The 26,800-nt window shown below is 61.5% G+C and carries 28 protein-coding genes and 1 tRNA gene; 8 read left to right on the forward strand and 21 right to left on the reverse strand.

The window, feature by feature from the left end; all coding sequences use genetic code 11:
• Window positions 1–259: 259 nt before the first annotated feature.
• The 6 genes from ACH2CW_RS04835 to ACH2CW_RS04860 all read left to right on the forward strand — a co-directional run bounded on the left by ACH2CW_RS04835 (window position 260) and on the right by ACH2CW_RS04860 (window position 5,623).
• On the forward strand, window positions 260–1,057 hold the full coding sequence (locus ACH2CW_RS04835; RefSeq protein ID WP_395056135.1) for a phosphatase: 798 nt from the start codon (window positions 260–262) through the stop codon (window positions 1,055–1,057).
• On the forward strand, window positions 1,054–1,959 hold the full coding sequence (locus ACH2CW_RS04840) for a DMT family transporter (RefSeq protein ID WP_395055711.1): 906 nt from the start codon (window positions 1,054–1,056) through the stop codon (window positions 1,957–1,959). Before ACH2CW_RS04835 ends, ACH2CW_RS04840 begins: the two co-directional genes overlap by 4 nt.
• A gap of 15 nt (window positions 1,960–1,974) precedes the next feature.
• Complete coding sequence (locus ACH2CW_RS04845; RefSeq protein WP_395055712.1) at window positions 1,975–2,610, forward strand: L-threonylcarbamoyladenylate synthase; 636 nt, start codon at window positions 1,975–1,977, stop codon at window positions 2,608–2,610.
• Between the two features lie 159 nt (window positions 2,611–2,769).
• On the forward strand, window positions 2,770–3,438 hold the full coding sequence (locus tag ACH2CW_RS04850) for a site-2 protease family protein (protein WP_395055713.1): 669 nt from the start codon (window positions 2,770–2,772) through the stop codon (window positions 3,436–3,438).
• Window positions 3,439–3,443: 5 nt separating this feature from the next.
• Window positions 3,444–4,760 carry a tryptophan--tRNA ligase gene (locus ACH2CW_RS04855; RefSeq protein WP_395055714.1) on the forward strand — a complete coding sequence of 439 codons (1,317 nt, stop codon included), beginning with the start codon at window positions 3,444–3,446 and terminating at the stop codon, window positions 4,758–4,760.
• Between the two features lie 278 nt (window positions 4,761–5,038).
• Window positions 5,039–5,623 carry a LuxR C-terminal-related transcriptional regulator gene (locus ACH2CW_RS04860; RefSeq protein WP_395055715.1) on the forward strand — a complete coding sequence of 195 codons (585 nt, stop codon included), beginning with the start codon at window positions 5,039–5,041 and terminating at the stop codon, window positions 5,621–5,623.
• Here the strand turns inward: ACH2CW_RS04860 and ACH2CW_RS04865 are convergent.
• From ACH2CW_RS04865 to ACH2CW_RS04945, 17 genes are all read right to left on the reverse strand, one after another.
• Window positions 5,620–7,041 carry a sensor histidine kinase gene (locus ACH2CW_RS04865; protein ID WP_395055716.1) on the reverse strand — a complete coding sequence of 474 codons (1,422 nt, stop codon included), beginning with the start codon at window positions 7,039–7,041 and terminating at the stop codon, window positions 5,620–5,622. The genes ACH2CW_RS04860 and ACH2CW_RS04865 overlap by 4 nt on opposite strands.
• Window positions 7,042–7,973: 932 nt before the next feature.
• Window positions 7,974–8,507, reverse strand: coding sequence for a hypothetical protein (locus tag ACH2CW_RS04870; RefSeq protein ID WP_395055717.1), 534 nt, complete (start codon window positions 8,505–8,507; stop codon window positions 7,974–7,976).
• A 10-nt stretch (window positions 8,508–8,517) separates the two neighbouring features.
• Window positions 8,518–8,799, reverse strand: a complete 282-nt coding sequence (locus tag ACH2CW_RS04875) for a hypothetical protein (RefSeq protein ID WP_395055718.1) — start codon at window positions 8,797–8,799, stop codon at window positions 8,518–8,520.
• A 5-nt stretch (window positions 8,800–8,804) separates the two neighbouring features.
• Window positions 8,805–9,311: a hypothetical protein gene (locus ACH2CW_RS04880; protein ID WP_395055719.1), complete on the reverse strand. Its 507-nt coding sequence runs from the start codon at window positions 9,309–9,311 to the stop codon at window positions 8,805–8,807.
• A 41-nt stretch (window positions 9,312–9,352) separates the two neighbouring features.
• Entirely contained in the window at window positions 9,353–9,811 is a 459-nt protein-coding gene (locus tag ACH2CW_RS04885) for a hypothetical protein (protein ID WP_395055720.1), read from the reverse strand.
• A 28-nt stretch (window positions 9,812–9,839) separates the two neighbouring features.
• Window positions 9,840–12,737: a DUF927 domain-containing protein gene (locus ACH2CW_RS04890; RefSeq protein WP_395055721.1), complete on the reverse strand. Its 2,898-nt coding sequence runs from the start codon at window positions 12,735–12,737 to the stop codon at window positions 9,840–9,842.
• Between the two features lie 13 nt (window positions 12,738–12,750).
• Complete coding sequence (locus ACH2CW_RS04895) at window positions 12,751–13,038, reverse strand: hypothetical protein (RefSeq protein WP_395055722.1); 288 nt, start codon at window positions 13,036–13,038, stop codon at window positions 12,751–12,753.
• 47 nt (window positions 13,039–13,085) lie between these two features.
• Entirely contained in the window at window positions 13,086–13,301 is a 216-nt protein-coding gene (locus tag ACH2CW_RS04900; protein WP_395055723.1) for a helix-turn-helix transcriptional regulator, read from the reverse strand.
• A 245-nt stretch (window positions 13,302–13,546) separates the two neighbouring features.
• Entirely contained in the window at window positions 13,547–14,017 is a 471-nt protein-coding gene (locus ACH2CW_RS04905; protein ID WP_395055724.1) for a hypothetical protein, read from the reverse strand.
• A gap of 2 nt (window positions 14,018–14,019) precedes the next feature.
• On the reverse strand, window positions 14,020–14,331 hold the full coding sequence (locus ACH2CW_RS04910; protein WP_395055725.1) for a hypothetical protein: 312 nt from the start codon (window positions 14,329–14,331) through the stop codon (window positions 14,020–14,022).
• A 2-nt stretch (window positions 14,332–14,333) separates the two neighbouring features.
• Complete coding sequence (locus tag ACH2CW_RS04915) at window positions 14,334–14,564, reverse strand: hypothetical protein (protein ID WP_395055726.1); 231 nt, start codon at window positions 14,562–14,564, stop codon at window positions 14,334–14,336.
• Window positions 14,565–14,879: 315 nt separating this feature from the next.
• Complete coding sequence (locus tag ACH2CW_RS04920) at window positions 14,880–15,323, reverse strand: hypothetical protein (protein WP_395055727.1); 444 nt, start codon at window positions 15,321–15,323, stop codon at window positions 14,880–14,882.
• Window positions 15,324–16,100: 777 nt separating this feature from the next.
• Window positions 16,101–17,324, reverse strand: coding sequence for a tyrosine-type recombinase/integrase (locus ACH2CW_RS04925; protein WP_395055728.1), 1,224 nt, complete (start codon window positions 17,322–17,324; stop codon window positions 16,101–16,103).
• 184 nt (window positions 17,325–17,508) lie between these two features.
• Window positions 17,509–17,596, reverse strand: a tRNA-Ser gene (locus tag ACH2CW_RS04930).
• 17 nt (window positions 17,597–17,613) lie between these two features.
• Complete coding sequence (gene serS, locus ACH2CW_RS04935) at window positions 17,614–18,954, reverse strand: serine--tRNA ligase (protein WP_395055729.1); 1,341 nt, start codon at window positions 18,952–18,954, stop codon at window positions 17,614–17,616.
• 132 nt (window positions 18,955–19,086) lie between these two features.
• Window positions 19,087–20,073, reverse strand: coding sequence for a 4-hydroxy-3-methylbut-2-enyl diphosphate reductase (gene ispH, locus ACH2CW_RS04940; RefSeq protein ID WP_395055730.1), 987 nt, complete (start codon window positions 20,071–20,073; stop codon window positions 19,087–19,089).
• Window positions 20,070–20,543 carry a peptidylprolyl isomerase gene (locus ACH2CW_RS04945; RefSeq protein ID WP_395055731.1) on the reverse strand — a complete coding sequence of 158 codons (474 nt, stop codon included), beginning with the start codon at window positions 20,541–20,543 and terminating at the stop codon, window positions 20,070–20,072. Before ACH2CW_RS04945 ends, ispH begins: the two co-directional genes overlap by 4 nt.
• 138 nt (window positions 20,544–20,681) lie before the next feature.
• Here ACH2CW_RS04945 and radC point away from each other — a divergent pair, with 138 nt between their 5' ends.
• Both radC and ACH2CW_RS04955 read left to right on the forward strand, forming a co-directional pair.
• Window positions 20,682–21,356, forward strand: coding sequence for a DNA repair protein RadC (radC, locus tag ACH2CW_RS04950; RefSeq protein WP_395055732.1), 675 nt, complete (start codon window positions 20,682–20,684; stop codon window positions 21,354–21,356).
• A gap of 5 nt (window positions 21,357–21,361) precedes the next feature.
• On the forward strand, window positions 21,362–22,105 hold the full coding sequence (locus ACH2CW_RS04955; protein ID WP_395055733.1) for a Smr/MutS family protein: 744 nt from the start codon (window positions 21,362–21,364) through the stop codon (window positions 22,103–22,105).
• Between the two features lie 187 nt (window positions 22,106–22,292).
• On the opposite strand, the gene ACH2CW_RS04960 is transcribed toward ACH2CW_RS04955, so the two are convergent.
• From ACH2CW_RS04960 to ACH2CW_RS04975, 4 genes are all read right to left on the reverse strand, one after another.
• Window positions 22,293–22,709 (reverse strand): group II truncated hemoglobin, encoded by a 417-nt coding sequence (locus ACH2CW_RS04960; protein WP_395055734.1) that lies wholly within the window; start codon window positions 22,707–22,709, stop codon window positions 22,293–22,295.
• A gap of 131 nt (window positions 22,710–22,840) precedes the next feature.
• Window positions 22,841–25,387, reverse strand: coding sequence for an ABC transporter permease (locus ACH2CW_RS04965; RefSeq protein ID WP_395055735.1), 2,547 nt, complete (start codon window positions 25,385–25,387; stop codon window positions 22,841–22,843).
• A gap of 58 nt (window positions 25,388–25,445) precedes the next feature.
• Complete coding sequence (locus tag ACH2CW_RS04970) at window positions 25,446–26,327, reverse strand: formate dehydrogenase accessory sulfurtransferase FdhD (protein ID WP_395055736.1); 882 nt, start codon at window positions 26,325–26,327, stop codon at window positions 25,446–25,448.
• Window positions 26,328–26,398: 71 nt separating this feature from the next.
• Window positions 26,399–26,788, reverse strand: coding sequence for a hypothetical protein (locus ACH2CW_RS04975; RefSeq protein WP_395056137.1), 390 nt, complete (start codon window positions 26,786–26,788; stop codon window positions 26,399–26,401).
• Window positions 26,789–26,800 lie beyond the last annotated feature (12 nt).

A 26,800-nucleotide genomic window follows, 5' to 3' on the forward strand; every position in this document is an offset into this window, starting at 1 on the left:
TTATTCCGACTGTTGCACTTGGGGTTTGAATTCGCCGTGACTTTCTTTTGGCGAAGCAAAAGAAAGTTACTTGCCGCCGGGCAACCCCCGGCCAACAGGTGATGGCTAACCTAACGGTACGAAGAAGCAAAAGATGAATCCCGGATCAAGTCCGGGATGACAAGCAGCGAACAGGCATCCCGCCTAAAATGGGTCAGTGATCTCCAAAAACATCCTGAACGCCGACCTGCATTGCCACTCCGTGGTGTCCGACGGCACCATGACGCCGGAAGGGCTGGCCGAACGCGCCAAAAGCAACGGTGTCGAACTCTGGGCCCTGACCGACCATGACGAAGTCGGCGGCCAGCACCGCGCGGCTGCCGCCGCCAAAGCCCAGGGCCTGAACTACCTGACCGGTACCGAAATTTCTGTCACCTTTGCCAACGAGACCGTGCACATTGTCGGGCTCGGGTTTGACCCCGACGACGCGGCCATGAAGCAGGGCCTGTACGACACGCGCGGCGGCCGGGAGCAGCGCGCCATGGAAATGTCGGACGGCCTGGCCAAGGTGGGCATCAAGGGCGCGTATGAAGGCGCACTCAAGTTTGTGGGCAACCCGGAGCTGATCTCGCGCACCCACTTTGCCCGCTTTTTGGTGGAGTCCGGCGTCTGCCGGGAAACCTCCGAGGTATTCCGTAAATACCTGACCGAAGGCAAGCCCGGTTATGTGCCGCACCGCTGGGCCAATCTGCGGGATGCCATCCAGTGGATCACCAGCGCCAAAGGGGTGGCGGTGATTGCGCACCCGGGCCGCTACAAGTTCACGCCCAATGAGGAATACGCGCTGTTCACCGAGTTCAAAACCCACGGCGGCCAAGGCGTCGAAGTGGTCACCGGCAGCCACACCACGCAGGAGTATGTGAAATACGCCGAAACCGCCAAAGAGTTTGGCCTGGCCGCCTCGCGCGGCAGCGACTTCCACAGCCCCGATGAAAGCCACACCGATCTGGGCACCCTGCCCTTTCTGCCCGGCGACCTGACACCCGTCTGGGCGCTGCTGGAAGACCGTATCCAGTGAGCCGTACGCCGTCTGCGCTGGCGGGCATCGCGCTGGTGATCGCGGCGGTCGCCTGTTTTGCGACGCTGGACACCACCACCAAATTTGTCAGCGCCAGCGTGCCTCTCTTGATGGCGTTGTGGTTTCGCTACTTCTTCCAGGCGGTGGCCACCACCGCCGTGGTGTTGCCGCTGCGGGGTCTGAGCGTGCTGCGCACCGCACACCCGAAGTTCCAGTGCCTGCGCGGCCTGCTGCTGCTGATGAGCAGCCTGTTTGCCTTTTTGAGCCTCAAGTACATGCCGGTGGCCGAGTTCACCGCCATCGGCGCCATCGTGCCGCTGTTGATCACGCTGCTGGCGGCCACCGCACTCGGCGAAAAAGTTTCGGCCTTGCGCTGGTTGCTGGTCGTTGGCGGTTTTGTCGGCACGCTGACCATCATCCGGCCGGGCGGGGAGGACTTTACCTGGGCCCTGCTGCTGCCGCTGGGCATGGTGGCCACCAACACCGGCTTCCAGGTGCTGACCAGCAAACTGGCCAAAACCGAAGACCCGATCACCATGCACCTGTACACCGGCTGGGTCGGCACCGTGCTGGCCGCGCTGGCGCTGCCCTTTGTCTGGGTCTCGCTGCCCGCCTGGTCGCTGTGGGGCTGGCTGGTGCTGATGGGTGTGGCCGCCACGGTCGGGCACTTCTTGCTGATCCTCGGCTACATGCGTGCACCAGCCGCCACCCTGACGCCTTACCTTTATGCGCAGATTGCCTTTGCGATGGTCGGGGGCTGGATTGCTTTTTCGCACGTGCCGGACGGCTGGTCCCTGCTGGGCATGCTGCTGATTGCCATCTGCGGCGCGCTGGGGGCCTGGCTGACGGCGCGTGAAAGCCGCGCGCTCAAAGAGTTTCGGGTCCTGCCCGCCGAGTCCTGAACCAGCATCACCGCCATGGCCCAGTTTTTCGACATCCACCCCGAGAATCCGCAAGTGCGACTGCTCAGGCAGGCCGCAGCGCTGCTGGAGCGTGGCGCCATTGTGGCCGTGCCCACCGACTCCAGCTACGCGCTGGTCTGCCACCTGGACGACAAGACCGCCGCCGACAAGCTGCGCAGCATCCGCGGTGTGGATGACAAACACCACCTGACCCTGCTGTGCCGTGACCTCAGCGAACTGGCCAATTACGCGCGCGTCGACAACAAGCAGTTCCGCCTGATCAAGGCGGCCACGCCGGGGCCCTACACCTTCATTCTTGAAGCCAGCAAGGAAGTGCCGCGGCGCCTGAGCCACCCGTCGCGCAAGACCATCGGTCTGCGCGTGCCCGACCACAAAACCCTGCAGTGCCTGCTGGAGATTCACGGCGCGCCCCTGCTGGCCACCACGCTGATCCCGCGCGGGCAGACCGAACCGCTGAACGACGCGCAGGACATCCGCGCGCAGCTTGAGCATGAACTGGCCGCCGTGATCGACGCCGGCGCCTGCCCGCTGGCGCCGACCACGGTGATTGACCTGACCGCCATGGGCCAGGGCGGCGAGCCGGTCGTGGTGCGGCAGGGGCGCGGTGACCTGGCCACTGTGGGACTCTGAGTCGTCTTGTCATCCCGGACCCCGGATCAAGTCCGAGGCAGGCTCTGATCCGGGATCCATGCCACATGAACCACCACCTCAGGTCCGCGTCACATGGATTGCGGGTCAAGCCCGCAATGACAGGCCAGGCGTGGGGACCAGTCTGAGACAATTGCCAGCATGGACTTTGCCAATCTGATTCAGACCGTCGCCATCTACGCGCTTCCCGTGCTGTTTGCCATCACCGTGCACGAGGCCGCACACGGCTATGTGGCGCGCTACTTTGGCGACAACACCGCCTGGTCACTGGGTCGCGTCACCCTCAACCCGGTCAGACACATCGACCCGCTGGGCACCATCGCGATGCCACTGCTGCTGTATCTGGCCACCTCGGGCGCCTTTTTATTCGGATATGCCAAACCGGTGCCGGTCCAGTTTGGCAACCTGCGCAACCCCAAGCGCGACATGATCTGGGTGGCGCTGGCCGGACCGGGCGCCAACTTGATCCAGGCGGTGTTCTGGGGCATCGCTTTTTACCTGCTGCAGGGCGCTGCGGTAACGGAGCCATTTTTCATCAAGATGTGCCAGGCTGGCATCCTGGTCAACATCGTGATGATGGTTTTCAACCTGTTTCCCCTGCCGCCCCTGGACGGTGGCCGCGTGCTGGTCGGCCTGCTGCCCTGGCGCCAGGCCGAGCTGGTGTCGCGTATCGAGCCCTGGGGCTTTTTTGTGGTGATGGCGCTGGTGATCGCCGGTGTGTTGACCGACTGGTGGATGAAGCCCCTGATGACCTTGTCTTACGCCCTTCTTGAAATTGTGTTGATGCCGCTGGCCATGCTGGTTCGATGATGATCATGACAAACAAACAAAACTCCGCGCCACAGCGCTTCCTGACCGGCATCACCACCACTGGCACGCCGCACCTGGGCAACTATGTCGGCTCCATCCGGCCATCGGTTGCCGCGAGCCAAGGCGCCGGCGCGGAAAGCTTTTACTTTCTGGCCGACTACCATGCGCTGATCAAGTGCGACGAGCCGGCGCGCATTCAGCAGTCCACGCTTGAAATCGCCGCGAGCTGGCTGGCCGCCGGTCTGGACCCGGAGCGCGTGACCTTTTACCGGCAGTCGGACATTCCGGAGATTCCCGAACTGACCTGGCTGCTGACCTGCGTGACGGCCAAAGGCGTGCTCAATCGCGCGCATGCCTACAAGGCCTCGGTTGACAAAAACAACGCCGCCGGCAACGACCCGGACGCCGACGTCAGCGCCGGCCTCTTCATGTACCCGGTGCTGATGGGTGCGGACATTTTGATGTTCAAAGCGCACCAGGTGCCGGTCGGGCGCGACCAGATCCAGCACATCGAGATGGCGCGCGACATGGCGCAGCGTTTCAACCATCTCTACGGTGAACACTTTGTGCTTCCGCAGGCCTTGATCGAGGAATCGGTCGCCCTGCTGCCGGGACTGGACGGCCGCAAGATGAGCAAGAGTTATGACAACACCATCCCGCTGTTCACGCCGCGCGACCAGCTCAAGAAACTGATTGCCGGCATCGTGACCGATTCGCGCGCACCGGGCGAGCCCAAGGACACCGAAGGCTCGGCGCTGTTCCAGATCTACCAGGCCTTTGCCAGCGCGCCGGAAACGGCCGCGCTGCGCCAGGCCTTTGCCGAGGGCATCGCCTGGGGTGACGCGAAACAGACGCTGTTCGAACGTATTGACCAGGAAGTCGCGCCCATGCGCGCGCGTTACCAGGCCTTGATGCAGGACCCCGCGAAGATCGAGGCCAGTTTGCTGGCGGGCGCAGACAAGGCGCGACGGCTGGCCACACCGTTCATCCGCGAACTGCGTCAGGCCGTCGGCCTGCGAAAACTGGTGGCCGCGCCGGCAGCAGCCAAATCGAAAGCCACCAAAACCAGCGAGCCCGTCTTCAAACAATACCGCGAAGCCGACGGCAAATTTCACTTCAAGCTGCTCGATGGCCAAGGGCAGTTGTTGCTGCAGAGCTATGGCTTCGAGTCGCCCAAAGACGCCGGCAAAGCGATTGCGTTGCTGCAAGCTCAGGGGGAAGCTGCACTGCCGACCCTGCAGCAAAGTCTGCAGCCCGTGCCGGGGGTCACGGCCGACGCCATCGCGGCGGCGCTGCAGCAATGGAGTGCAGCCACGCCGTAAAACGACCGTCCGGGGCTTTTGCAGGCCACACGACACCGAATCGGGTTGCGCTTTCCATTGCACGGGGGATGCCGGTTCGGGCGAAGCACGGCGCTTTCCAGTTGGCGGGCATTTGAAACGCTACATGGAAGTATTAAGTATTACGACATCTTTTGACATAGTTCGGCTGTGAATGAATTCCGAACTTAATGTGCGCCCTTGGTGCACCAAGCCGACACTCAAAGGGTATGCTTACTTGTCAAGCCGAACTCACCCTGGCTCTCACCTCACAACAGCCCATGCGCATTTTTGTCATTGACGACCATCCCCTCATGCGGGAAGCCGTGGTCATGTTGATCCGCCGCCTGCACAGCAGGGCCAGCGTGATTGAGCTGGACCGGCTGGCCGCCGTCGGCCCGGCGGTGGAGCAACACGGCATCCCGGACTTTGTCTGCCTGGACCTCAAGCTGCCCGACACCCACGGTGTCTCCGGCGTGCGTGAGCTGCGCCACCAGTTTGCCGAAGTGCCCATCGTGGTGCTGTCTGCGGCGCCTGCTCAGGACTATCAGGCGTTGTCACTGGAAGCGGGCGCCGACATCTACATTGAAAAATCGGCCGGTGCCACCGAAATTTCCAGGGTCCTGAAAACCCTGCTGGACGACAGCCCCGACTCCGAAGGCGGCCCCGAACCCGAAAGGCTCTCCAAGCGCCAGAAACAGTTGCTGGTGATGCTGGACAAGGGCATGAGCAACCGCGACATTGCCGCCGAACTGCAAATCAGCGAACACACGGTCAAGGTGCATCTGTGGCGCCTGTTTCGCAGACTCAATGTCAAAAGCAGATCGCAAGCCAGTCACCTGGCCCGCACGCAGGGCCTGCTCTAAACCGGCTGAACAGATGGCTGCGGCACGCCCGCCGCGTCATCAAACGGTTGCAGCACCAGCCTGAACACCGTGCCTTTGCCGGGCCGGGAATGCATGGTCAGCGGGTGATTCAAGGACTCGCAAAGCCGCGAGACAATCGACAGGCCCAGACCGAAGCCCTCTTCCGTGCCGTTGTGCGCAGTCACCCGGTAAAACTCCTGAAAGATCGCCTGCTGGTGCTCAGGCGCCACCCCGACGCCCGTGTCCCAAATTTCGATGCACAGGCCACTGCGTCTGCGGCGCACGGCAATCAACACGCCGCCCCTGACCGTATGCCGTACGGCATTGGAAAGCAGGTTGCCCAGCAAACGCTTGAGCAACACCCTGTCCGATATCGCCCTGGCCTGCACCACACGGGTCCGCAGTTGCAGACCTTTTTCGCGAGCCATCGGGGCGTACTGCAGCTCCAGTTCGGCGACCACCTCCGACAGCTCCACCGCCTGCCAACCCACCTCGACGGCACCCGAATCCAGCTTGGCCAGGTCAAACAGGGAATTGAACAACTCATTGACTGCCCGCGTGGACTGCACAATTTTCGGCGTGATCTGCGCCACCAGTTCAGGCTCGGCCCGCAACCAGTCGGCATACAGGCTCAGGGCATGCACCGGTTGGCGCAAATCGTGCGCAGCACTGGCCATGAATCGGTTTTTGGTTTGCACCGCCTCCAGTGCCGTGCGGGTTTTTTCAGTCAGCGACGCGATCAGGATCTTGTTGGCGAACTGCAGCTCCAGCGTTTTGCGCTGCCCCTGGTGAAACCGCCTGCCCGCCATGCGTATGGCGCCCCAGTAAATCAGCACCAACACCACCAGGCTATAGGTTTGTACCGTTCCGGTGAACGGGCGCTCCAGCCCCACGCTGTAGATCACGGCCACCAGCGTGCTGCCCACCAGCCCATTGATGTAGCCCACAAAACAGCGCCAGGAGGCGGAAAAGGCACCCACCGCGAACCCGGCCATGCCGGCCAGCACCAGCAGGCAGATGAACTGGTCGTACACCGGCGCCTTGCGAAAGTAAAGAAACATGGAGGCGCCCCATATCGCGGCACTCATGGTCCAGGTCCAGCTGTAACGCACCATGAATTCGCGCAACCGCGCGGCGTCGGCATTGGCATAGGCGCGGTGATAGATGTTGATCACCCGGTAGCGCGCCAGCGTCATCACCACCGCCGCCAGTCCCCAGCACAACAGGGCGGTGTTGTTGACATCGTTATAGAGAATCGCCAGGAAGACCGGAATCACCATCGAGGCCGAATGCAAGGCCAGCCGGCCATTGCGCATGAAACTGCGCGTCAGCTTGACCTCTACCCAGTCGTCTCGCGCCACCAGATCCGGGTCGACATGCGGGCTGTCGCGGGAAGGAAGAAGGACAGCGGAAGTCATGGCCGCGAGTTTAGCCTTCGCTCCAATACCCATCAGCCTATTGAGCTTGCACCACCACTTTCGCCAGACGCAAAAAAGCCCCGGCTGGCGGGGCTTTCAGGGGCTTGTCGATACACGATGAGGTGATGTGAAGCCGGTTTTTGGCGGGAGGGTGTCGTACTAATCATTGGCCGCAACCCGCATGGATGCTGGAGGTCGTCATTGTATGGGTGGAAATATGCCCCCAAATGTGCCCCCACACGTAGCGAGCTGCCAAGCTGTCAACCTATCCACAAACCTTCTGTCCGCCGCCGTGCGCTGAGGGTCGTCAAGTCGAAAACCCGTCCAGAATGCGGCGCATGTCAACCTGTCTGTCAACATTTATTGAGCTGGTCGGCTAGCGCTTTTTCGCGCTCGTTTCGCCCCGTGTGGGAGGTGGCGCTCCAAGGACCCCGCTAGGGGCGGCCTCGGGGTGTCGATATTTTGACTGCGACAAGTGAGGACACTGCGACAACCGCATGGATAAAGGGTTTGCGTGTTCTCAGTGCATCCTGATTCACTGCGACAAGTGAAGACAAATTTTTCCAGCCTAGTCCATCGGAGTGCGGCGCTCCAAAACCGACCCAGCCAAGTGCAGCCGCTGAGTCTTTCGGGAGCGCCTCTTTGTTGGTGGAAGTTGGCATCATGTATGGCATTTTTCGCGCGAAAGAGACTCCGCCACGCCGCCACCCATGGCGGCCCGGCAATTAAAGTTGGCAGCGTCACATTGTCTTGCCCCTTGACGTAAAGGTTACCGTCGGCAAGAAGCGAATGCCTCGAGCTGCCCCGAGCGGCCCGGTGTGGCCGTGCGCCAGTCGATACCCATCAAGACCTAGAACTACCGTACTAAGTACACACGCCTATGGGCACCGACTCTCGGCATGTGGTTCGATTCACGTTGTGGCAGGGCTGTATCAGGCCACCAGATCGATGCTTACCCCGGCATCGGACGCAGCAGCGGTCATTTGTTTTTCGCTCTCAACCAGTTCAGCCAGGCGAGCGTCGATCTCATCGAGTTTCTTTTTGCGCTGAACAACAGAAAGCGCACCGCTAGGCCACTCCATTTGTTCAAGCACGCTGTCAAACGCCTTCACCATGGCATCACCCATCAGCGCGCAGATAGCTAGATCGACAGGCCCGTCTGCCGGCCCGTACACCCGCTTATGAACCAGGGGCAAGCGGGCGGCCAATTCCCCGAAGCGCTTAGGATCTTCAAGCGCCACACGATTAAGAGCCAGCTCGGTCACACCGGCAGAAATCGAAGCGCGATATGCAGCCGCTTGAGAGGTTACCCACTGGGCCATTGCAGCTCTCGCGTCGTCACGCGTAGTAGGGGCAAACAGCACGTCTTCACGCTGACGATGTAGCGCCTCAATCTCGGCTTGCAGCCGCTTCAGTGTGTCGCCATAGTTGGCCAGAGACTTTTTGAGAATTCCAAAATCAAACATATGAAGCCTTTTAAGTTGATGGGTACCGGCCAGCGCGTGGCCCGCGCCCGAGAAACTCTGTTTTTGGAATCGCCCGTTCGTTCACTTCTGCCATCCACGCGTCATGACGCTTCTGTGCAGCGAGATCAGACGCAACATGGGCAGCCCAGCAGTCGATGGCGGTACGCCCAACTGGTTCTGCAGCCTTCGCGCGAAACAAGGCCAGCGCCTCGCTATCTGGAAGTGAAATCATTGCGCCAGGTTGAAGTAGCAAGCCTGAAGCATGTACCGGAGAAAGAATTTTGAGTCGCATTTTCTCTATCCTTTCAGCTGGGCGGTGACGATACGAAAAGCCGTGTATGCGCGCTGGTTCTCATCAAACGCCATGCGCAGCGCAGGGTTCGAATCCCAATCCGCTTTCGCCTCGCGCTGAATTTTCAGACGGTCAAGGGTTGCGTCGCTAAAGTTTTCTGGCTGACGCATTGCCACCGCTGCCTTGGCCAGGTCCGCACCCGTGTATCGGCCATCGGCCTTCATGGCGCGAACTAGTGAGGCGTGGCCGGGACCAAGGTCGGCCGCAACTGCCTCGATACCGCGGAATCGCTCGCGCTCTTGTTCGGCACCCAGCGCCAAAGCTTCGGCATCTACCATTGCCTGCCCGTCGCTTTTTCCCGCCTGCTTGGCCTCCATGTAGTGATGGTCATAGCTGGCCATATAGGCCTGGTCATAACCGACAGATCGGTGCTCCTTTTCGTGTGCCGGGTCAGTCGTCAAAAGTTGTCGAAGTCTGGGCGATACAACGCCCGATAAATTCAGAGTTCCCATGTTTAACCTTAGATAGGACCACCAATCGTGGTAACTAAGAATCACGCATCGTGGAGGACACTTCCACTGCAATTGGCGTCCCGCAGCACTCTGTAAAACGTTTTGTATGACAACGATTGACCGCATCGGTTTTCGCGTGCGATATGAAATAGGGCAGCCCTGAGCTTGCTCGCTTCGGTGGGCGGCTCTCCAATATCTCGCCACTCCCTCCAGGGCCCACGCGATAGAAAATTATTGAACTCTCTTTCCAGCTCTTTTGCCTGCGCGAATTCACTCGACGCGGGCATCTGAGCAGCAGCTTTTGCAATCCAAAAATTGCGTAACATGCGCTTTCTTTCTGCCTCAGTGCTGGGCAGGTGCAAGCAACGTTCAAGCGATTTGGTACAGCCACCGCGCAGCCATGCCTCAAGGCCATTGCGCAGCCACCGCGCCTCGCTTTCACCATCGCGGCCGCCAGCGCAGCGTGTGGCAAATTCGATAGCCTGTAGTTCACTGGTCATGGCCTGCTGTTGAGTCGATTCGAATCGCTCAAACATCAAGATTGAAAATGGCCGGCGTGATGCGGTAGCACGTCGCGTGCCCCACGCCAGGCAGGCGCGGCCTGCAGTCGAACGGTCGGCCAGCGTCAGGGATAAGGCAGCCATGATCTAGCAGCACACGGCACACCGCCTGGTATTCGAATCCTTGGCACACTTCCACCCTGAAGGCTTCGGCCAGAATAAAGTATTCATGGCTCAGACGCTCACCGTCAATGGGTAGCATTTTTTCGCCGAATTCCTGCCCGAATTGGCCATTTGTTTTTATCGGCTCGCCATTGGCATTCAACAGGCGCCGCACACCGGCCCGTTGCAAGGTCTTGGGTGCATGATCGTCGCTGCCTCTGTGCCACATGGCAAACCGGCCTTCACCATGCGTTTCCAGAAAGCGCCGCACTTGCCGCAGCATGGCAACCACCTCACCATTGCCAATGCCACCACGCGCCGCCAGCCACGCATTGAAACAGGCACGGGCTGCCCGCTCACTCTCGCCGACTGGCCAGCCCGTCAGGCCTGCCGCTGTGGCCAGCTCGCCTGCCGCACCCACCAGGGCAAACCGTGCGCCCACCCGCTCAACCTGCCCGCTTGCGGCTTCGGGGATCAATTGCAAAGCCAGCGCGTCCGATGCGGCACGCGTGCTGGCCTTGAGCGTCTCTGCATGGGCCGACAACCACGCCAGCCAAGCGCGGCCTGCCGCACCGTAAACCGCTTGCGCCTGGTACGTGATGTGCTTGGCAAATGCTGCGCCGCCCTCATGCCCGTGCAAATTCTCAAAAGCTCCCATGCCCGCGCCAGCATCTGCCGGAATGTCGGCCATGCGCACTTCCTGCCCAGTGCGCGTGCGCTTCATGCCCTCTGCCATATGGTCGGCAAGGCCAAGCTCACCAGCACTCAGGAAGAGCAGCCGCCAAGCCTGCCGGGCACGTGGCGTGCCGTTGCGAGTAGCTCGGGCCTTGCCCTGTTCATTGGCCAGCATATAAGCGCATTCGCCCGCCGTCTTGGGGTCGATCTGCGCCAGCTCGTCAAGGATAAGCAGGCAGTCGCTGTGCTGTGCCGCCGTCGCCTCCAGGGCGTTGTCGGTACTTCGCCAGCGCTGCAGGTAGCTCGCGCCCCCGTACACGCTCGCGGCCAGCTTCAATGCTGTCGTCTTGCCGCTTGAACTGTCGCCCCGGTAATGAAAGCCACCGCTTTCCATGCCAGCGGGGCGTAGCAGCGGCCCCGCAAAGGCGCAGGCCACTGCAAACACCAGACGCGAATTACCAGCACACACCGCCCCCACGCGGTCGCGCCACGCCTCGGCTGTCCCCTTGCTTCGAAAAGTGTTTTCCACGGCGTTATCAGTCTGAAAAACGATGCGCTCTGCATCGTCTCCGATGGTTTCCCGGGGCAGCACAAAGGCGTGGCCATGCCAGCCGATGCGGTCGGTGCAGCTTGCAAATTCATCGGGCGTGCGCGTCTGTATGTACTGCGTGAGCAGGTTGCGTGCGCGTGGTGTCGTGGCAATGCGCAGCCCCATGTTCAAAAGCGTGGCACGGTATTCTCCGCCATCACCAGACAACATTCGGGCGGGCATGGCCCATTGCTTCGGGTTGCCCAGCGGGTCGGCAAAAGTCAACAGGTAACCCCAGCCACCGCCGTCCTGGTCACGGGTCAGGGCCTCCACATTCAAGCGGCTGCATATCCACTCGGGGGGCTTGCGCTTGCCGTCCTGGTCAATACCCTCGTGCCATACGCCATGGTCGTTCACTGCGAACACATCAAAAGCGCGGCCATTGTCAGCGTCTGCAGCGCTGGGGGCTTGGCGGGCCGTCCGGCTGGGCTTGCCCGTCCTGTCAGTTTGCGCAGCGTGAGCGGGTGGCTGGCCTGCCTGGTGTGCATCAATGGCGGTTTGGATGATTGCCCGCACGGCATCAAGCCCCGCCGCCTGGTGCAGGTCGTTAAAGTCGCTGCCATTGTCAGGCAGAGGCTCTGGAAATACAGCAAGCCCCCGCACCGCACGGGCCGCCGCCGTGGCCTTGTCTCGTCCGGGGTTGTTGCCCGTTCGTGCAAACGTCTGCACATCATCATCACCGCACAGAACCAGCAGTGCAGAGGGATAAAGCTTGCGCAGGGCCTTGGCCACGTGTGGCAGGTTGCCCGCATCAAAGGCTACAGCGGTCGGGTAGCCCGTGGCCTCATGCACGCTCGCGGCTGTTGCGTAGCCCTCTGCCACCAGCATCACAGCAGGCTCAGTAGCGTCGGCGGCCACATCACCTACCGTGTGCCAAAGACCTGACTTACGCCCGCCCTTCAAAAACAGCTTGTCGGGGCCATCGTCTGCAGGCGTGGCAGGCGCAATGCGTTGCAGGTTGCACAGGCTGCCCGCCGCATCACGCAAGGGCACCAGCAGCCAGCCGGCAGCCGCAAAGCGCACGCCGTGAGGCTGCACGCCCTTGCGGGTCAGGTAGGGGCTGTCGCCTGTCTCGCCGGCCATTTCCCACAGCGCCGCCGCTTCACTGGCTGCGTCGGCGTGTGCCGCTTCAATGCGGGCCTGTTCGTTCCGCTGACTTTCCGCCCTGTCACGCTCACGGCGGGCCAGCACCTTTGGGTCAGGCTTCGCAGCGGTTTGCGCCCCCTTCGGTAACTCGAATCCGTGTTCTTTTGCCAGGTGCAGCAGCGTGCCAATGCCCACGCCGCCGCCCGCCTTGATGCTTCGCCAAGTGCTGCGCGTGGCCTTTGTGTCGGAGCCTTCGGCTGACGCGCTCCAGTCGGAGAACAGGTCTAACCCCGTGCCGTCTGGGAATTCGCTTTTGATCGCCATGCCCAGCCGCGCCCAGTCATCGCGGGGTAGGTTGGCCGGTATGTATGCCAGAGCTGCACGGATCAGCTCGGGCGTGACGTTGTTTTGCATGCAGGCGTTCTATTCAATGCGCTGGCGTATGCCCAAAACTAGTGGTACTGCCACCCAGCCCGGTGATCAGTGGGCGGGCCGTAGCGGGGCTGTCGAACACTTCAAATCGCGCCAGGCCAATCGAGCAGCGCAGCCAGTACGTGCGGCCTTCATACTCAAACTTCGTCGGTGTGGCCACTGCTACGGCCTCTTTTGCCGCACCCAGCAAGGCTGCAAGCGCCGGCGTTTCATCTGCATCACGCAGCGTGGCGGTCGGCCCTTCGCGGGTTTGCCGGGCTTCAGCCTGAATGTGACTGTGCACGTTGTCTGGCTGTGCGTTTTCTCGCTTGCGTCTCGCGGCTTTTCCCATCACTTCCCGCCCGCATTGATGCGCTCATTTACCCACGCATTAATTGCCGAGGATGACCAGCCAACAGTGCGGCATGACAGCCTCACCCGAGAAGGGAAAGTTCCGTTTTTCTCGCGTTCGTAGATGCTCGTTTTTTTGAGCCCCACAATGGATTCGACCTCAGGCAGTCTGAGAAGGCGCTCAGTCTGTGGGCCTGCATTTTGGTTTGTTTGCATGCTGTGATCCTAAAAAAAGTGGAACATCGATTTCAACTGAAATGAGCTGAGACAAATAGGGGCAACTTGAGACGACTTTGAACTCACACGGATTCGAGCGCCTCCGTGCGAGTCCATTGCAGCAGAAAAAGGTTGTCGCAAATAGGGCAAATTGCGACAACTTCGGCCTTGTCTGCGTTCTTGATTCGATCATCGACTGATCGACCTACACGCCCTGCGTCGTGCTCACTGGCAACGTGAATTTTTCAGGCATGCCCGACCGCCTCGCCCTCGAAACTCTGAATCATCGAATCGAGCAGATCAATCGCAACCTGTGCAACGGTCACCAGTTCGACCATATCCAGCGCCTCCGAAGGCGCACAGGAATTGCCATGCCACAGAGCAGCACCAATTGCCTCCAACAAACCAAGTGGCGTCAACCAGTCAGTAGGGGGCGCACCCCCAGTCTCCATCAGCACATCACGCACAACCATCAACTTTGCGCACGCCGCATCTATTGCGGGCTGCCAGCGCTCCGTGTCGTTGTTCTCGTATTCAACTGATCCGTCAATTTGTGCTGCAACAGCCAACGCTACGGTTCGGAGCACGGCACGGGCGGCTTTCACGTGCCGGATGATCAGCGCCGCATCGCGCGGGCCAAATGGGTGGGGCGAATTTGCAGGCGTTGCACGCGATGTGGTTTCTGCTGCACGTTCTTTGCTTTCTTGCTTGTCCACGTTCAAACCCCTTCCGCATCGGAGTCACGGGCAGCCATCAGTTCGTCTACTGCAACACGCATGACGCTTGCCAGGGGCGTGATACGGTGCTGAAAAATTGCCTCCAAATCGCTGGGTTCTATTTCGAACTGTCGGCCAGATATCGCATTCATAGTTGCCTGTAAGGCCACGATCTCCGCCCAGCACCAGGCCAGCATGTCTAGAGGCGTTGCCTCGGGGTTCAGGATCAGCGTCGGATTTTTATCGTTTGCACCCACCCAGTTGCTGGCTAGGTAGCCCATGACGTGCACAGGTTTACGTTGTGTGGTGCTCATCTTCAGCCCCTCACTTCCGTGCTAGCCTGCTTCATCAGGGTCAGGGCGCGATTGGTGCGAGCCGTTGCGGCCCACAAATCGGCCTTGGTGTTGCCCGGCTGGCGCATGAAGTACAGCGCCATGGATAGCGCGTTCTCAATGGCTGCCTGGTGGGCTGCGGGATCGGGGTTAAGTGCAAGCGCGTGCACTGTGGGGGCGACGCGTGCGCGTGCCAGGGGAATGACCTTGGTCATGGTTCGATGCTCCTTATTGAGACTTCAAACCACCAGTTGCGTTCTTACGCGCAAAAGGTGGACGGGATGTTAAGAACACGCAATAAGACGTGCGCCAGGCGTTGCCGCTTTGGCCATCCCGCCCAAAACCGTGAACGTCCCAAGACGGGGCATTCTTAATTCAGACGTGACAAAACCTCACTGTCGGGGAGGTTGCGCCGCTCATTGAAAGGTGTTCTTACGCACCGGGCCATTGCTGGCTTGGGGGGATTATGGTCGCGGACTGGCGCGGCTGTCAAATAACAAGCAGACGCGTGCCCGTTGCGGGCAGGGTGCTTATTTTTGCGGCTTTGGCGTTACCTCATAGCCAAGTGCGTTCCCCACCGCGGGAACAACCTCAACTTGACTGAGATAAAACATCACCAGGGCTAATGTCACCAGCCCGGCCGCGACCAGGTTGGCCAAAACGTTTTCACCCACGGCCCGCCAAAAATTCTTTGGTGTCTTGAGCTCAGACAACAGCCTGGCCTGGAAGTCTTTTTGCATTTCTTGGAGAGCCTCTTCCAGGACAACTTCGGAAACTTGCTCCAGCAAGGTCGCGGACCGTGTGCGCAAGGCTTCAATTTGGTCAGGCATGTTGACCAGCTGGTAGAAAACCCTCAGCTCGTCTGCCGTGGGTTTGCAGCCGTGCTCTGATTGGTGTGCATCGACAAAGTCGAGTTTTTGTCTTTTGTAGAGTGAGTAAGCAATCAAGCCCACCAGGTCGTGCGGATCCTGCACGATTGATGAATAGGTCTTGTGAACGGCAACGGTCTCAGCTGGCGCTGCAGACTCCCCTTGCACCGTCAGGCCCGTTTCTTCGTCAATTCGGAAGAAAGCGCCCTTCGGCCAGCAGCCTCAAGCTCTACGCGTGTTGGCTTGACCACACGCCTGCCACTCGAAAGGTACATCCCAGTGGTAGCGTGCCGCGCCGTTCCATTTTCTTGGACGCGTCGATTTGCCGCCAGCACGGTGCCGACAGTGACGTAACGTTTAACAGCTGTTTCAGACATTGAGATCACAGTCTACCGTAATCAGAACCCTTGACAAGTGGTCAACATTGAGAACATCCGCCGGACGCATGGCGCCAAGGAGGGCCCTTCAGCGCTCATTTCCGGCGAGGTTCGCTGCAGCCCGTCAAGGTTCGCATCGAAAGCGAAGTGAGCGTCCAATCATCCAACCGGACCAATTCCCATTCGTTCGGACTTGCTTCCGGACTTTTCCCCAAGGGCACTGCTAGCGCTTTTTCGCGCTCGTTTCGCCCCGTATGGGCAGGGGCGCTGGAAGGACCCATGACTGGCGGTGAGGGGACTGGCAGCATGAATATGAGAGAGAGAGAGAGAGAGACAATTTCATCATATAAAAGTGTCCTCACTTTGTTCTCACTTTGTCCCCACTTTGTCCTCAGTCCCTCTAAGCCTGTAAACCCGCATGGATACTGGCTTTTTCTGGTTTGTCCTCAGTGTCCTCAGTGTTTTGCCAGATTAGCAACCGGAGTGCGCGTCCAGATTGCCAGTTTCAGGCTGCACGCTGGCCGATCTTGATGACGTCTGCCCCCTTGCGCAGCTTGTCCAGGTGGTTGGCCCACTGGATCATCATGGCCCGGCGCTCCGCCAGGTAGGTTGCGTGGTTGTATGCAGCCGACACCGCGTCACGCTCCTGGTGCGCAAGCTGCAGCTCAATGATGTGGTGCGGGTAGCCCTGTTCGTGGAGGATGGTCGACGCCACCCCCCGGAAACCGTGACCAGTCATGCGGCCTGCGTACCCCATGCGCTTCAGCGCTGCCAGGATGGTGTTGTTGCTCATAGGCTTTTCGTGTTCACGCTCACCGGGGAACAGCAGCGCACCGGTGCCGCTGGCCGTCTGCAGCGCCTGCAGCACCTCCACAGTTTGCGGCGCCAGGGCCACGATATGCGGGGTGCGCATCTTCATGCGCTCTGCAGGTATGCGCCACTCAGCCGCCTCCAGGTCGAACTCTGCCCACCGCGCCCCGATCAGTTCGCCCGTTCGCACAAAGGTCAGCGCAATCAACTTCATGGCCAGGCGGGTGTAAACGCTGCCCTGGTACGCCTCGATCTTGCGCAGCAGCTCGGGCATTTCGCGGGCATCGAGCCGGGCGTAATTCTCTTTTCGGTGCGGTTTCAGGGCGTCAGCGGGCTTCACGTCAGCGGCTGGGTTACGTTCAATGAGGCCGTGCGCCACCGCGTAGCGCATGATCTGCCCGCACGTCTGCAGGGACCGCTTGGCAATGTCCACGGCCCCGCGTGCCTCGATTGCCTTTGCCATCGCCAAAAGCTGGGGTGCGGTAACGCTGGCCACCGGGCGTGCACCGAAGGCCGGGAACACGTCTGCCTCCAGCCGGCGCAAAACGTAGTCGGCATGCCGGGCGCTCTTTGGGCCGCGCCAATGTGCCCACCATAGGCGGGCCACTGACTCGAAGGTGTTGGTATCGCCCGCTGCCTTGGTCAATTTGGCATCGCGTTTGAGCTGGGCGGGGTCATTGCCGGCGGCCAGGGCCTCGCGTGCCTGGTCGCGGTCTTTGCGAGCCTGTGCCAGGGAAACAGCGGGATACACCCCCAACGCCAGGCGTTTTTCCTTGCCGCCGTAGCGGTACTTCATGCGCCAGTACTTGCCCCCGGCCTGCGTGACTTCCATGTACATGCCCTTTTCATCAGCCAGGCGGACAGAGGTTCGGCCAGCTGGGCAAGCGGCGCGGTCACATTCGATCTTGGTGAGGGGCATTGGGGGCACTTTTCGTGGGGGCACCGGAAAATCCCGATTTATGCCCCCAAATATGCCCCCTGCTGATACCGGCTGTCAACGAACCTTGGCGAACTTCTACGAACAAAAAAGCCCCGTAGACTATTGATCTACGAGGCTTTTTGCTGATTTTCTGAACTTCCACGGAAGTCTACGAACTCATAACTGGCGGAGAGGGTGGGATTCGAACCCACGGTACCTTGCGGTACGCCTGATTTCGAGTCAGGTACATTCGGCCACTCTGCCACCTCTCCTGAGTGAAGACGAGATTCTAGCAGGGCGCCAGAACCGTCATCCCGCCCATGTAGGGCTGCAAAACAGCCGGCACCGCAACGCTGCCGTCTTCGCGCTGGTAATTTTCCAGCACTGCCACCAGCGTGCGGCCGACTGCCAGGCCGGAGCCGTTGAGGGTGTGCACGAATTCGTTTTTGCCTTGGGCGTTCTTGAAGCGGGCCTGCATGCGGCGCGCCTGGAAGGCTTCGCAGTTGGAGACCGAACTGATCTCGCGGTAGGTGTTTTGTGCGGGCAGCCAGACTTCGAGGTCGTAGGTCTTGGTCGCGCCAAAACCCATGTCGCCGGTACACAGCAGCATCACGCGGTAAGGCAGGCCCAGCTTCTGCAAAATCGCCTCGGCGTGGCCGGTCATGGCCTCCAGCGCGTCGTAGCTGTGGTCGGGGTGCACGATCTGCACCATCTCGACCTTGTCGAACTGGTGCTGGCGGATCATGCCGCGGGTGTCGCGGCCGTAGCTGCCGGCCTCCGACCTGAAACACGGTGTGTGCGCAGTGAACTTGAGCGGCAGCCTGGCCTCGGGCACGATCTCGTCGCGCATGAAGTTGGTCAGCGGCACTTCGGATGTGGGAATCAAATAGAGCGCGGCGTTTTCGCTCACCTCGTCATTTCCGCCCTCCTGCCCGCCCTTGTTGGCGGCGAACAGGTCTTCTTCGAACTTGGGCAACTGGCCGGTACCGCGCAGCGAATCGGCGTTGACGATGTAAGGCACATAACACTCGGTGTAGCCGTGTTCGGCCGTTTGCACGTCGAGCATGAAGGCGGCCAGCGCACGGTGCAGGCGCGCCAGCGGCCCCTGCATCACGGTAAAACGCGAGCCGGTCAGTTTGGTGCCGAGTTCGAAGTCCAGCCCCAGCGGCTGGCCGACATCGACATGGTCTTTCACCTCAAACGCAAATGCCGGTGGCTCGCCGCCTGGACCTTCGACCGGGCTCCACTTGCGCACCTCGACATTGCCGTCTTCACCCGTGCCAGGCGGCACGCTCTCATGCGGCAGATTCGGCACCGCGAGCAGCAGGGACAACATTTCACTCTGGATCACTTCCAGCCGCACGGCGCAACTGTCGAGCTCGGCCTTGAAGGCCGTGACCTGCGCCATCACCGGCGCGGCGTCTTCGCCTTTGGCCTTGAGCTGGCCAATCTGTTTGGACAGCGTGTTGCGCTGGTTCTGCAGTTCTTCAGTGCGCATCTGCTGCGTCTTGCGTTCGGCCTCCAGTGCCTGGAAGGCTTCCACATTCAGGAAGGCTTGCGGGTTCTTGCGGGCTTGCAGGCGGGTGACGACCGAGGGCAGGTCTTTTCGGAGCAGGTTGATGTCTAACATGGCTTGATTGTATTTGTGCGGCGGCAGACCCAGGCATTGCGGCCACATGCCGGATTTTATGAATGAAAAAAGCCTCTAGCCCATACCGAACGTGCGCAAGCAGCTATCGATTCAGGAGCAAAATCCTCAGGCCTACGCGTGCAAGTCGCTGTCCAGCGCATCAAGCGCCGTGCCATCCATCCTCAGGCCCTTGGGCAAAGGAAACTTGATGGTTTCCTCGATACCACTCATCTTGCGCACCGACACGGCGCCCAGCGCCTTGATGCGGTCTATCACCTGTTTGACCAGGATTTCGGGTGCAGACGCGCCGGCGGTCAGGCCAACGCGGCTTTTTCCCTCAAACCATTCGGGTTTCAGCTCACTGGCGTCATCGACCATATAGGACTCGGTGCCCAGCTTGACGGCCAGCTCGCGCAGGCGGTTGCTGTTGGAGCTGGTCGGGCTGCCGACCACGATCAGGATGTCAACCTGCGGGCTCATCACCTTGACGGCGTCCTGCCGGTTCTGCGTGGCGTAACAAATGTCCTGCTGCTTGGGTTCGCGCACATTCGGAAAGCGCGCTTTCACGGCGGCGCTGATCTCTGCGGCGTCGTCCACACTCAGCGTGGTCTGCGTGACCACCGCCAGTTTGTCGGTCTGCGCTGGCGAGATACGCGCCACATCGGCCACGTCTTCCACCAGGTGGATGCCGCTGTCGAGCTGGCCCATGGTGCCTTCGACCTCGGGATGGCCCTTGTGGCCGATCATGATGAACTCGTAGCCTTCCTTGTTGAGCTTGGCCACTTCCACATGCACCTTGGTCACCAGCGGGCAGGTGGCGTCAAAAATCCGGAATCCGCGCCTTTCGGCTTCGCGTTCGGTCGCCTTGCTGACGCCATGGGCACTGAACACCAGCGTCGCGCCGGGCGGCACGTCGTCGAGGTCTTCGATAAAAATCGCGCCTTTGTCCTTGAGCTCGTTGACGACGTAGGTGTTATGCACGATCTCGTGGCGCACGTAGATCGGCGCGCCGAACTTGCCGAGCGCGCGTTCGACGATTTCAATCGCTCGGTCGACACCGGCACAAAAGCCGCGCGGCTCCGCCAAAATGATTTCTTGCGGAGAGGCTTTGTCAGTCATAAAACGCCGATCAACTGCACTTCAAACGCCACCGGCTGCCCTGCCAGCGGGTGGTTGAAGTCAAACTGCACCGCATCGCCGCCCTCCTTGACCTGCTGCACCGAACCGGCGTATTGGCCCATCCCGTCAGGCGTCGGAAACTGCACCACGTCACCGACGCTGTATTTCTCGTGCGGGTCACCGAGCTCGTTGAGCAGCTTGCGCGCCACCCATTGCAGCAGATCGGGGTTGCGCTCGCCAAAGGCCTCACCGGCCGGCAACGCAAAGCTGGTGCGGGTGCCCTCGGGCAGGCCGAGCAGGCGCTGCTCGATGGCCGGAGACAGCTCGCCCGTGCCCAGGCTCAAGGTGGCGGGTTTGCCACCAAAGGTGTTGATGATGTCGGCCCCGTCCGGGCCAGCCATGCGGTAATGCAGGGTCAAAAACGAGCCGGGCTGGACCAGGGCGGGGGCGGATGTTTCCACGGTGGACATAAAACTTTCGGGCAACAACTGTTTTGTAAACTGCCCCTATTGTAGAAAGTGCTGTCCGGGCACGGAAAACCGGCCCCCTTTAGCCCTGATACTGCTGCTGTCACCGCGTTTTACCCACCGGATAGGCTGAACCTCCCCATGTTGCTCAAAGACCTGCCTGAAGACGCCCGCCCCCGCGAAAAGCTGCTGGCCCGCGGCCCCGGCGCGCTCAGCGACGCCGAACTGCTGGCCCTGCTGCTGCGCACCGGGCTGCCCGGCAAAAACGCGCTGCAGATGGGCCAGGAGCTGGTGGACACCTTTGATGGTGTGGCTGGGCTGCTGCACACCAGCGCAGAAGATCTGAAACGCATCAAGGGCCTGGGGCCGGCCAAACGCGCCGAGCTCGTCGCGGTGCTGGAGCTGGCCCGCCGCGCACTGGCCCGGCAACTGCAGGACAAACCCCTGTTCAGCACTCCGCAGGCGGTGCGCGACTACCTGCAGTTGCAGCTCGGCAGCCGGCCACATGAAATTTTTGCGGTGCTGTTTCTCGACAGCCAGCACCGGCTGATTGCGCTGGAGGAGCTGTTTCGCGGCACGCTGACGCAAACTTCAGTCTACCCGCGCGAGGTGGTGGTGCGTGCGCTGGCGCTACACGCCAGCAGCGTGGTGTTGGCGCACAACCACCCGAGCGGGGAAGCCAGGCCATCGCGCGCCGATGAGGCGCTGACGCAAACCCTCAAGGCCGCCCTGGGCCTGGTCGATGTGCGCGTGCTGGACCATTTCGTCGTGACCAGCACGCAGGCGGTGTCCATGGCCGAACTCGGATTGCTCTGACACCCATGCCCGCCAAAGCCGCCACCATCAAGGACCTGCAAGGGCTCAAGGCCGTCAAGCTCGAAATTGAGACGCGGGCGCGCCAGGAAGCCGAACTCAAGGCGGCGCGCGCGGCAGCGGCTGCCAAGGCGAAAGCTGAAAAAGAGCTGTTCTCGCGCGCCATCGGCCCCGTCAAGGCCCTGCCCGCCAAACACCTGCCGGGTCAGCGTGCAAAACTTCCGCAGGTGCAAGCCGCGCCAATTCCGGTGCAGCATCAGCGCGACGAACTGGCGGTGATGCGCGAGGCCATCTCCGACGGCTTCGATGTCGAAAGCCTGCTCGACACCGACGAGGCGCTGAGTTTTCGCCGTCCCGGCATGGGACCGGACGTGGTGCGCAAGCTGCGGCGTGGCGGCTGGAGCATCCAGCGCCAGCTCGACCTGCACGGCCTGCGCCGCGAGGACGCACGCGATGCGCTGTCGGTCTTCATCCGCGAAGCGCACAAGGCGGGGCTGCGCTGCGTGCGGGTGGTGCACGGCAAGGGCCTGGGCTCACCCGGCAAGACCCCGGTGCTCAAGGGCCGGGTGCAGAGCTGGCTGATCCAGAAAGCCGAAGTGATTGCCTTTGTGCAGGCACGGCCGGCCGAAGGGGGCGCGGGCGCGCTGGTGGTGTTGCTGGCGCAGAGCCGAAACCGCCAATTCGCTATTAATTCAGGAGCTGCTTGCGCCCACTGGCCGTGGGCTAGAGGCCGATTTCATCTATCAAACTGAATCCGCTGCTGATTGAAGGCTGTTTTTGACTCGCTATTTATATGCAAAAAGTGCCTACAGCCCTTAGCGGGCAAGCATGAGACGCTCCTGAATCAATAGCAATTTGTGCGCACGGCTTCGACAGGCTCAGCCCGAACGGGAGAGGCTGTGGTGCTCAAACGGGGGCGGGTGGAGTGCCCGAACGAGCTTAGGCCAGGGTGTTGCGCATCCAGTCGGCCGTCTGGAAAAACGAGGCGCGCAGCCGCGTGCGCAACTCTTCATCGACCCCGGTCTCGCCCATGGCCTGGTCCATGCAGGCCAGCCACTGGTCGCGCTCCAGGATGCCGATCGCAAACGGCATGTGGCGCAGGCGCAGTTTGGGGTGACCAAACTTCTGGGTGTAGTGCTGCGGCCCGCCAAGCCAGCCGCACAAAAACCAGAACAGGCGCTGCCTGGCATTGACCAGCTCACTGCCGTGCGCGGCACGCAGTGCGCTGTAGCCGGGCTCCAGGTCCATCAGGTCGTAAAAGCGTTCCACCAGCGCTTTGACTTTGTCTTCGCCGCCTATCCAGGCGAAGGGGGTATCGAACGGCGGTGTGCCAGGTGGTTTTTCTTCGATTTGCATGTTGCTGAGAAGGAAGTTCAAAAAGGACTTGTCATTGCGGACTTGATCCGCAATCCATGCGCCGGGAACTGGGCTGGTGGTTCATGCGGCATGGATCCTGGATCGAGTCCGGGATGACAGGCAGGGAAAACTTATTGTGCTTTACGCAGCGTCTCGACCACCGGCGTGGTCAGCACCGAGCGCAAGCCCCACCACCCCGCCGCCAGCGCCAGCGCAGCGCCAGCCAGGCTGCCGAGAAGCGGAACGGTCCAGGAGCCGGTCCAGTTGAAGTTGAAGACAAAACGCGCCAGGCCCCAGCCCACCGCCAGCGCCACGAGGGACGCGAGAAAGCCCGCCAGCAGGCCGACACCGGCAAGCTCGGCACGCTGCACCTGACGCAGCAGCGAAGCGCGCGCACCCACGGCGCGCATGATGGCGAACTCGCGCGCGCGCTCCTCACGTGTCGCCGTGATGGCCGCAAACAGCACCACCAGACCGGCAGCCAGCGTGAAGCCGAACAAAAATTCGACCGCGCGAATCACCTGGTCGAGCACGCGCTGCACCTGCGCAATGGTGCTGCTCATGTCAACATTGGTGATGTTGGGGAAAGCCTTGACCAGCTCATTGTCGAAGCTGCGCGGAGTGGGCTGGCCAGCCACTGCGGCCACCCGCTCGGGTGCGCGAAAGGCGCTGATGTAGGACACCGGCACGTCGGTCAGTTGCGCCACCGGGTACATTGCAAAAAAGTTGACGCGCATCGAGCCCCAGTCGACTTCGCGCAGGCTGCTGATCTTGGTGACCTTGACCTGCCCACCGATGTCAAAGCTGAGGGCATCACCGAGCTTCAGACCCAGCGTTTTGGCGATCCCGTCTTCCACACTGATGGCGTCTTGTTCATCGGCTGTCCAGCGCCCGGCCACCACCTGGTTGTGCGAAGGCATGTCGCTGCTGTTGGACAGGTTGAACTCGCGGTCCACCAGGCGTTTGGCGCGGTCATCTGTAAAGTCGTCGGGCGAGACGGGCTTGCCGTTGACCGCCACCAGGCGGCCGCGAATCATGGGGTACCAGTCGAACTTGCTCACGCCGCCATCACGCAAGGCCTTCTGGAAAGCCTCGCCCTGCTCCGGCTGCACGTTGATGACAAAACGGTTGGGTGCATCGGGCGGCGTGGCATTGCGCCAACTGCTGATCAGGTCGGTGCGCAGCAGCACCAGCAGCATCAGCGCCAGCAGGCCAACCGCCAGCGCGCTGACCTGCACCACCGCATAGGCCGGGCGCGCCGAGAGCTGGCGCGTGGCCAGCACCAGCCAGCGCGGTGCGGTGGCTTCATTGACGCTGGCGCGCAGCAGCCGCACCGCCAGGTAGCTGCTGCCTGCAAACACCAGAACGGCGCCGGCAAACCCGCCGACGGCGATCAAGCCGAGTTTGAGGTCGCTGCTGGCCGCCACCAGCAAGGCCGCAAAACCCAGCATGCCAACCACCAACACCGCCAGCGATGCCGGCCGCAGGTTGCCGACATCGCGGCGGATCACGCGCAGCGGCGGCACCTGCGCCAGTTGGAGCACCGGCGGTAGGCCAAAAGCCAGCAGCAAGGTCAGCCCCATGCCCATGCCAAAGGCCACGGGCCAGAGGGTGGCGGCCGGCAGCACGGTTTCAACCAGGCCGGCCAGCAGCAGGACAAAGCCGTAATGCACGCCGTAACCAATCAGCACGCCCAGCGCGCTGGCCATCATGCCGGCCAGCACAAACTCGAAGGTGTAGGCCAGCGCGATGGTGCGTTGCGGCTGGCCCAACACACGCAGCATGGCGCAGTCGTCGAGGTGTTTGGCGGCAAAACCGCGCGCCACGATGGCCACCGCCACGGCGCTGAGCAAGGCCGCCAGCAAGGCCACCAGGTTGAGAAATTTCTCGGCGCGGTCCAGCGTCTCGCGCATCTCGGGACTGCCGCTTTCGAGCGACTCCAGGCGCACGCCGCGCATGTCGGCTTTTTTGATTTCCTGCGTGGCCCATTGCACATAGGTTTTCACCGCCGCCTGGTTGCCCGCTACCGCGAAGCGGTAGTTGGTGCGGCTGGCCGGCTGAATCAGTTTGGTGGCGGCCAGATCGGCGCTGTTGACCATGACACGCGGCGAAAAGTTGATGAAACCCGCACCCCGGTCCGGCTCCTGCACGATCACGCGTGTGAGCTTGAAGCTGGCGTCGCCCATCAGCAGGGTCTGGCCCACGCGCAGGCCCAGCGCATCGAGTAAAGAGGCATCGGCCCAGGCCGTGCCCGAGGCCGGAATCTCGCGCGTGGCTGCGCCGGCACCCTCGACGCTGTCGGCGACGGTGACATTGCCACGCAGGGGGTAACCTTCAGGCACAGCCTTGAACGCCACCAGCTTGCTGGCGCCGCCGTCGGCTTCGAGAGCGCGGCCCATGGTCGGGAAGGTCACGGTCGAGATCGCCTGCAGGCCCAGACTGCGCGCCTTGGCCACAAACACCTCGGGCGTCACCCCATCGCTGCGCAGCACGGCATCGCCACCGAGCAACTGACGGGCATCACGCTGCAGGCCACCCTTGAGGCGGTCAGCAAAAAAACCGACGGCAGTCAGCGCAGCCACCGCCAGCGTTACCGCCACGATCAGTAGACGCAGCTCGCCTGCACGCAGGTCACGCAGCAGGGTGCGCCAGCCGAGTTTGAGGAAAAGGGGATTCATGAACAGACCATACCGCAAAGTTCACAGCCCTGAACCGGGGCTGGACTTGTTGCTTTTGTCAGGGCTCTGATGCCGCTGCGCGCGGCTTGGGACCCGCCAGCGCAGGTTCCAGCTGGAGCCGCTGCGCGCTGGAATAACAGACAAAGCGCTTGTTGGTGGCGCGGCCAATGGCGCACAGCCCGACCGCCTGCGCGACCTGGTGGCCCATCTGGGTGATACCGCTGCGCGAAACCACAATCGGCACGCCCATCTGCGCCGACTTGATGACCATCTCGCTGGTCAGGCGGCCGGTGGTGTAGAAAATTTTGTTCGCTTCGCTCACCGCCGGACTGTCCTGCATGGACATCCAGCCGGCGATGGTGTCGATCGCGTTATGGCGCCCCACATCTTCCACAAATAAAAGCATTTCAGGATCACCGCCCGTCAGGGCAAACAACGCACACGCGTGCACCGATCCGGCAGATTTGTAGGTTGTCTCCTTGAGCCGTATGGTGTTGACCAGGGAATACAACTGACCCTGCGTGATGTGGGCACCTGCCGGCAGGGCGATCTGGTCAACCTCGTCCATCAGCCCGCCAAACACACTGCCCTGCCCGCAGCCTGTGGTGACCACCCGTTTGGCGGTCTTTTCCTCAATGTCGGCGATGCCATGCCGCGTCTTGACAGCAGCAGCGCCCACATCCCAGTCGACCGTGATGGACTCGATGTCGCCCACCTCCCGCACCAGGCGCTGGTTGCGCAGGTAACCGAGCACCAGCAGTTCGGGATGAGCGCCCAAAGTCATCAAGGTCACGAGCTCCCGTTTGTCGACGTAAACCGTCAAGGCGCGCTCGGCCGGGATCGCGACCTTCTGCGCCTCGCCGTATTCGTTGACGGCATCGATCTCGCAGGTCAGCGGCGCCCGCGCGCGCGTGAGGTGGGGCAATGAAGAAAGAGGCATCGCAGAAGACTACAGCAAAAAGAAAAGGCCGACACCTTGCGGGTCGGCCTGGGTCAAACGCCAAGAAATTTTCAGGATTTTTTGGCTGGATTGACCACCGCGTCAGGCTGCCTGGTGCTGGGAGGGCTCACCGCGGTAGCAGCCGGAGAATGCGCGCCAGCCGCTTCGATCGGCTTGGCCGCCTCCGGCGGTTTGTACGCAAATGCACCGGGGTCGGCGCACGGTGGCGTTGCTGTCGGCGGCTTGGTTTCCTTGCCGGCCGCTTTGGCATTTTTGTAATACCCGGCAGCGACCTTGTCCAGCGATTTGCAGAGCAGGTAGCCGTCCACCTTGCCGGCCCAAGCCGCCTTGGCTGCAGCCTCGGCAGCTTTGGCCTTGGCTTCGTCGCTGAGGGCTGGCAATTTGGCCAAAGACAACAGGGGCAGGCCTGCGAGGCAAGCAGTAATCAGGATTTTTTTCATGCGCTTCATCGA

Origin of the sequence: Polaromonas sp., assembly GCF_043778355.1 — a bacterium.
Lineage (GTDB): Bacteria > Pseudomonadota > Gammaproteobacteria > Burkholderiales > Burkholderiaceae_C > Polaromonas.

Excerpts from the sequence above, each read along its gene's own strand:
- ACH2CW_RS04890 (WP_395055721.1), bottom strand. The coding sequence starts at position 12,737 with ATGCAAAACAACGTCACGCCCGAGCTGATCCGTGCAGCTCTGGCATAC.
- ACH2CW_RS04970 (WP_395055736.1), bottom strand. The coding sequence starts at position 26,327 with ATGCCTCTTTCTTCATTGCCCCACCTCACGCGCGCGCGGGCGCCGCTG.
- ACH2CW_RS04925 (WP_395055728.1), bottom strand. The coding sequence starts at position 17,324 with ATGCCCCTCACCAAGATCGAATGTGACCGCGCCGCTTGCCCAGCTGGC.
- ACH2CW_RS04875 (WP_395055718.1), bottom strand. The coding sequence starts at position 8,799 with ATGCGACTCAAAATTCTTTCTCCGGTACATGCTTCAGGCTTGCTACTT.
- ACH2CW_RS04845 (WP_395055712.1), top strand. The coding sequence starts at position 1,975 with ATGGCCCAGTTTTTCGACATCCACCCCGAGAATCCGCAAGTGCGACTG.
- ACH2CW_RS04975 (WP_395056137.1), bottom strand. The coding sequence starts at position 26,788 with ATGAAAAAAATCCTGATTACTGCTTGCCTCGCAGGCCTGCCCCTGTTG.
- ACH2CW_RS04870 (WP_395055717.1), bottom strand. The coding sequence starts at position 8,507 with ATGTTTGATTTTGGAATTCTCAAAAAGTCTCTGGCCAACTATGGCGAC.
- ACH2CW_RS04965 (WP_395055735.1), bottom strand. The coding sequence starts at position 25,387 with ATGAATCCCCTTTTCCTCAAACTCGGCTGGCGCACCCTGCTGCGTGAC.
- ACH2CW_RS04960 (WP_395055734.1), bottom strand. The coding sequence starts at position 22,709 with ATGCAAATCGAAGAAAAACCACCTGGCACACCGCCGTTCGATACCCCC.
- ACH2CW_RS04945 (WP_395055731.1), bottom strand. The coding sequence starts at position 20,543 with ATGTCCACCGTGGAAACATCCGCCCCCGCCCTGGTCCAGCCCGGCTCG.
- ACH2CW_RS04880 (WP_395055719.1), bottom strand. The coding sequence starts at position 9,311 with ATGGGAACTCTGAATTTATCGGGCGTTGTATCGCCCAGACTTCGACAA.
- radC (WP_395055732.1), top strand. The coding sequence starts at position 20,682 with ATGTTGCTCAAAGACCTGCCTGAAGACGCCCGCCCCCGCGAAAAGCTG.
- ACH2CW_RS04955 (WP_395055733.1), top strand. The coding sequence starts at position 21,362 with ATGCCCGCCAAAGCCGCCACCATCAAGGACCTGCAAGGGCTCAAGGCC.
- ACH2CW_RS04915 (WP_395055726.1), bottom strand. The coding sequence starts at position 14,564 with ATGACCAAGGTCATTCCCCTGGCACGCGCACGCGTCGCCCCCACAGTG.
- ACH2CW_RS04860 (WP_395055715.1), top strand. The coding sequence starts at position 5,039 with ATGCGCATTTTTGTCATTGACGACCATCCCCTCATGCGGGAAGCCGTG.
- ACH2CW_RS04855 (WP_395055714.1), top strand. The coding sequence starts at position 3,444 with ATGACAAACAAACAAAACTCCGCGCCACAGCGCTTCCTGACCGGCATC.
- ACH2CW_RS04900 (WP_395055723.1), bottom strand. The coding sequence starts at position 13,301 with ATGCAAACAAACCAAAATGCAGGCCCACAGACTGAGCGCCTTCTCAGA.
- ACH2CW_RS04835 (WP_395056135.1), top strand. The coding sequence starts at position 260 with ATGACGCCGGAAGGGCTGGCCGAACGCGCCAAAAGCAACGGTGTCGAA.
- ispH (WP_395055730.1), bottom strand. The coding sequence starts at position 20,073 with ATGACTGACAAAGCCTCTCCGCAAGAAATCATTTTGGCGGAGCCGCGC.
- ACH2CW_RS04885 (WP_395055720.1), bottom strand. The coding sequence starts at position 9,811 with ATGACCAGTGAACTACAGGCTATCGAATTTGCCACACGCTGCGCTGGC.
- ACH2CW_RS04850 (WP_395055713.1), top strand. The coding sequence starts at position 2,770 with ATGGACTTTGCCAATCTGATTCAGACCGTCGCCATCTACGCGCTTCCC.
- ACH2CW_RS04910 (WP_395055725.1), bottom strand. The coding sequence starts at position 14,331 with ATGAGCACCACACAACGTAAACCTGTGCACGTCATGGGCTACCTAGCC.
- serS (WP_395055729.1), bottom strand. The coding sequence starts at position 18,954 with ATGTTAGACATCAACCTGCTCCGAAAAGACCTGCCCTCGGTCGTCACC.
- ACH2CW_RS04865 (WP_395055716.1), bottom strand. The coding sequence starts at position 7,041 with ATGACTTCCGCTGTCCTTCTTCCTTCCCGCGACAGCCCGCATGTCGAC.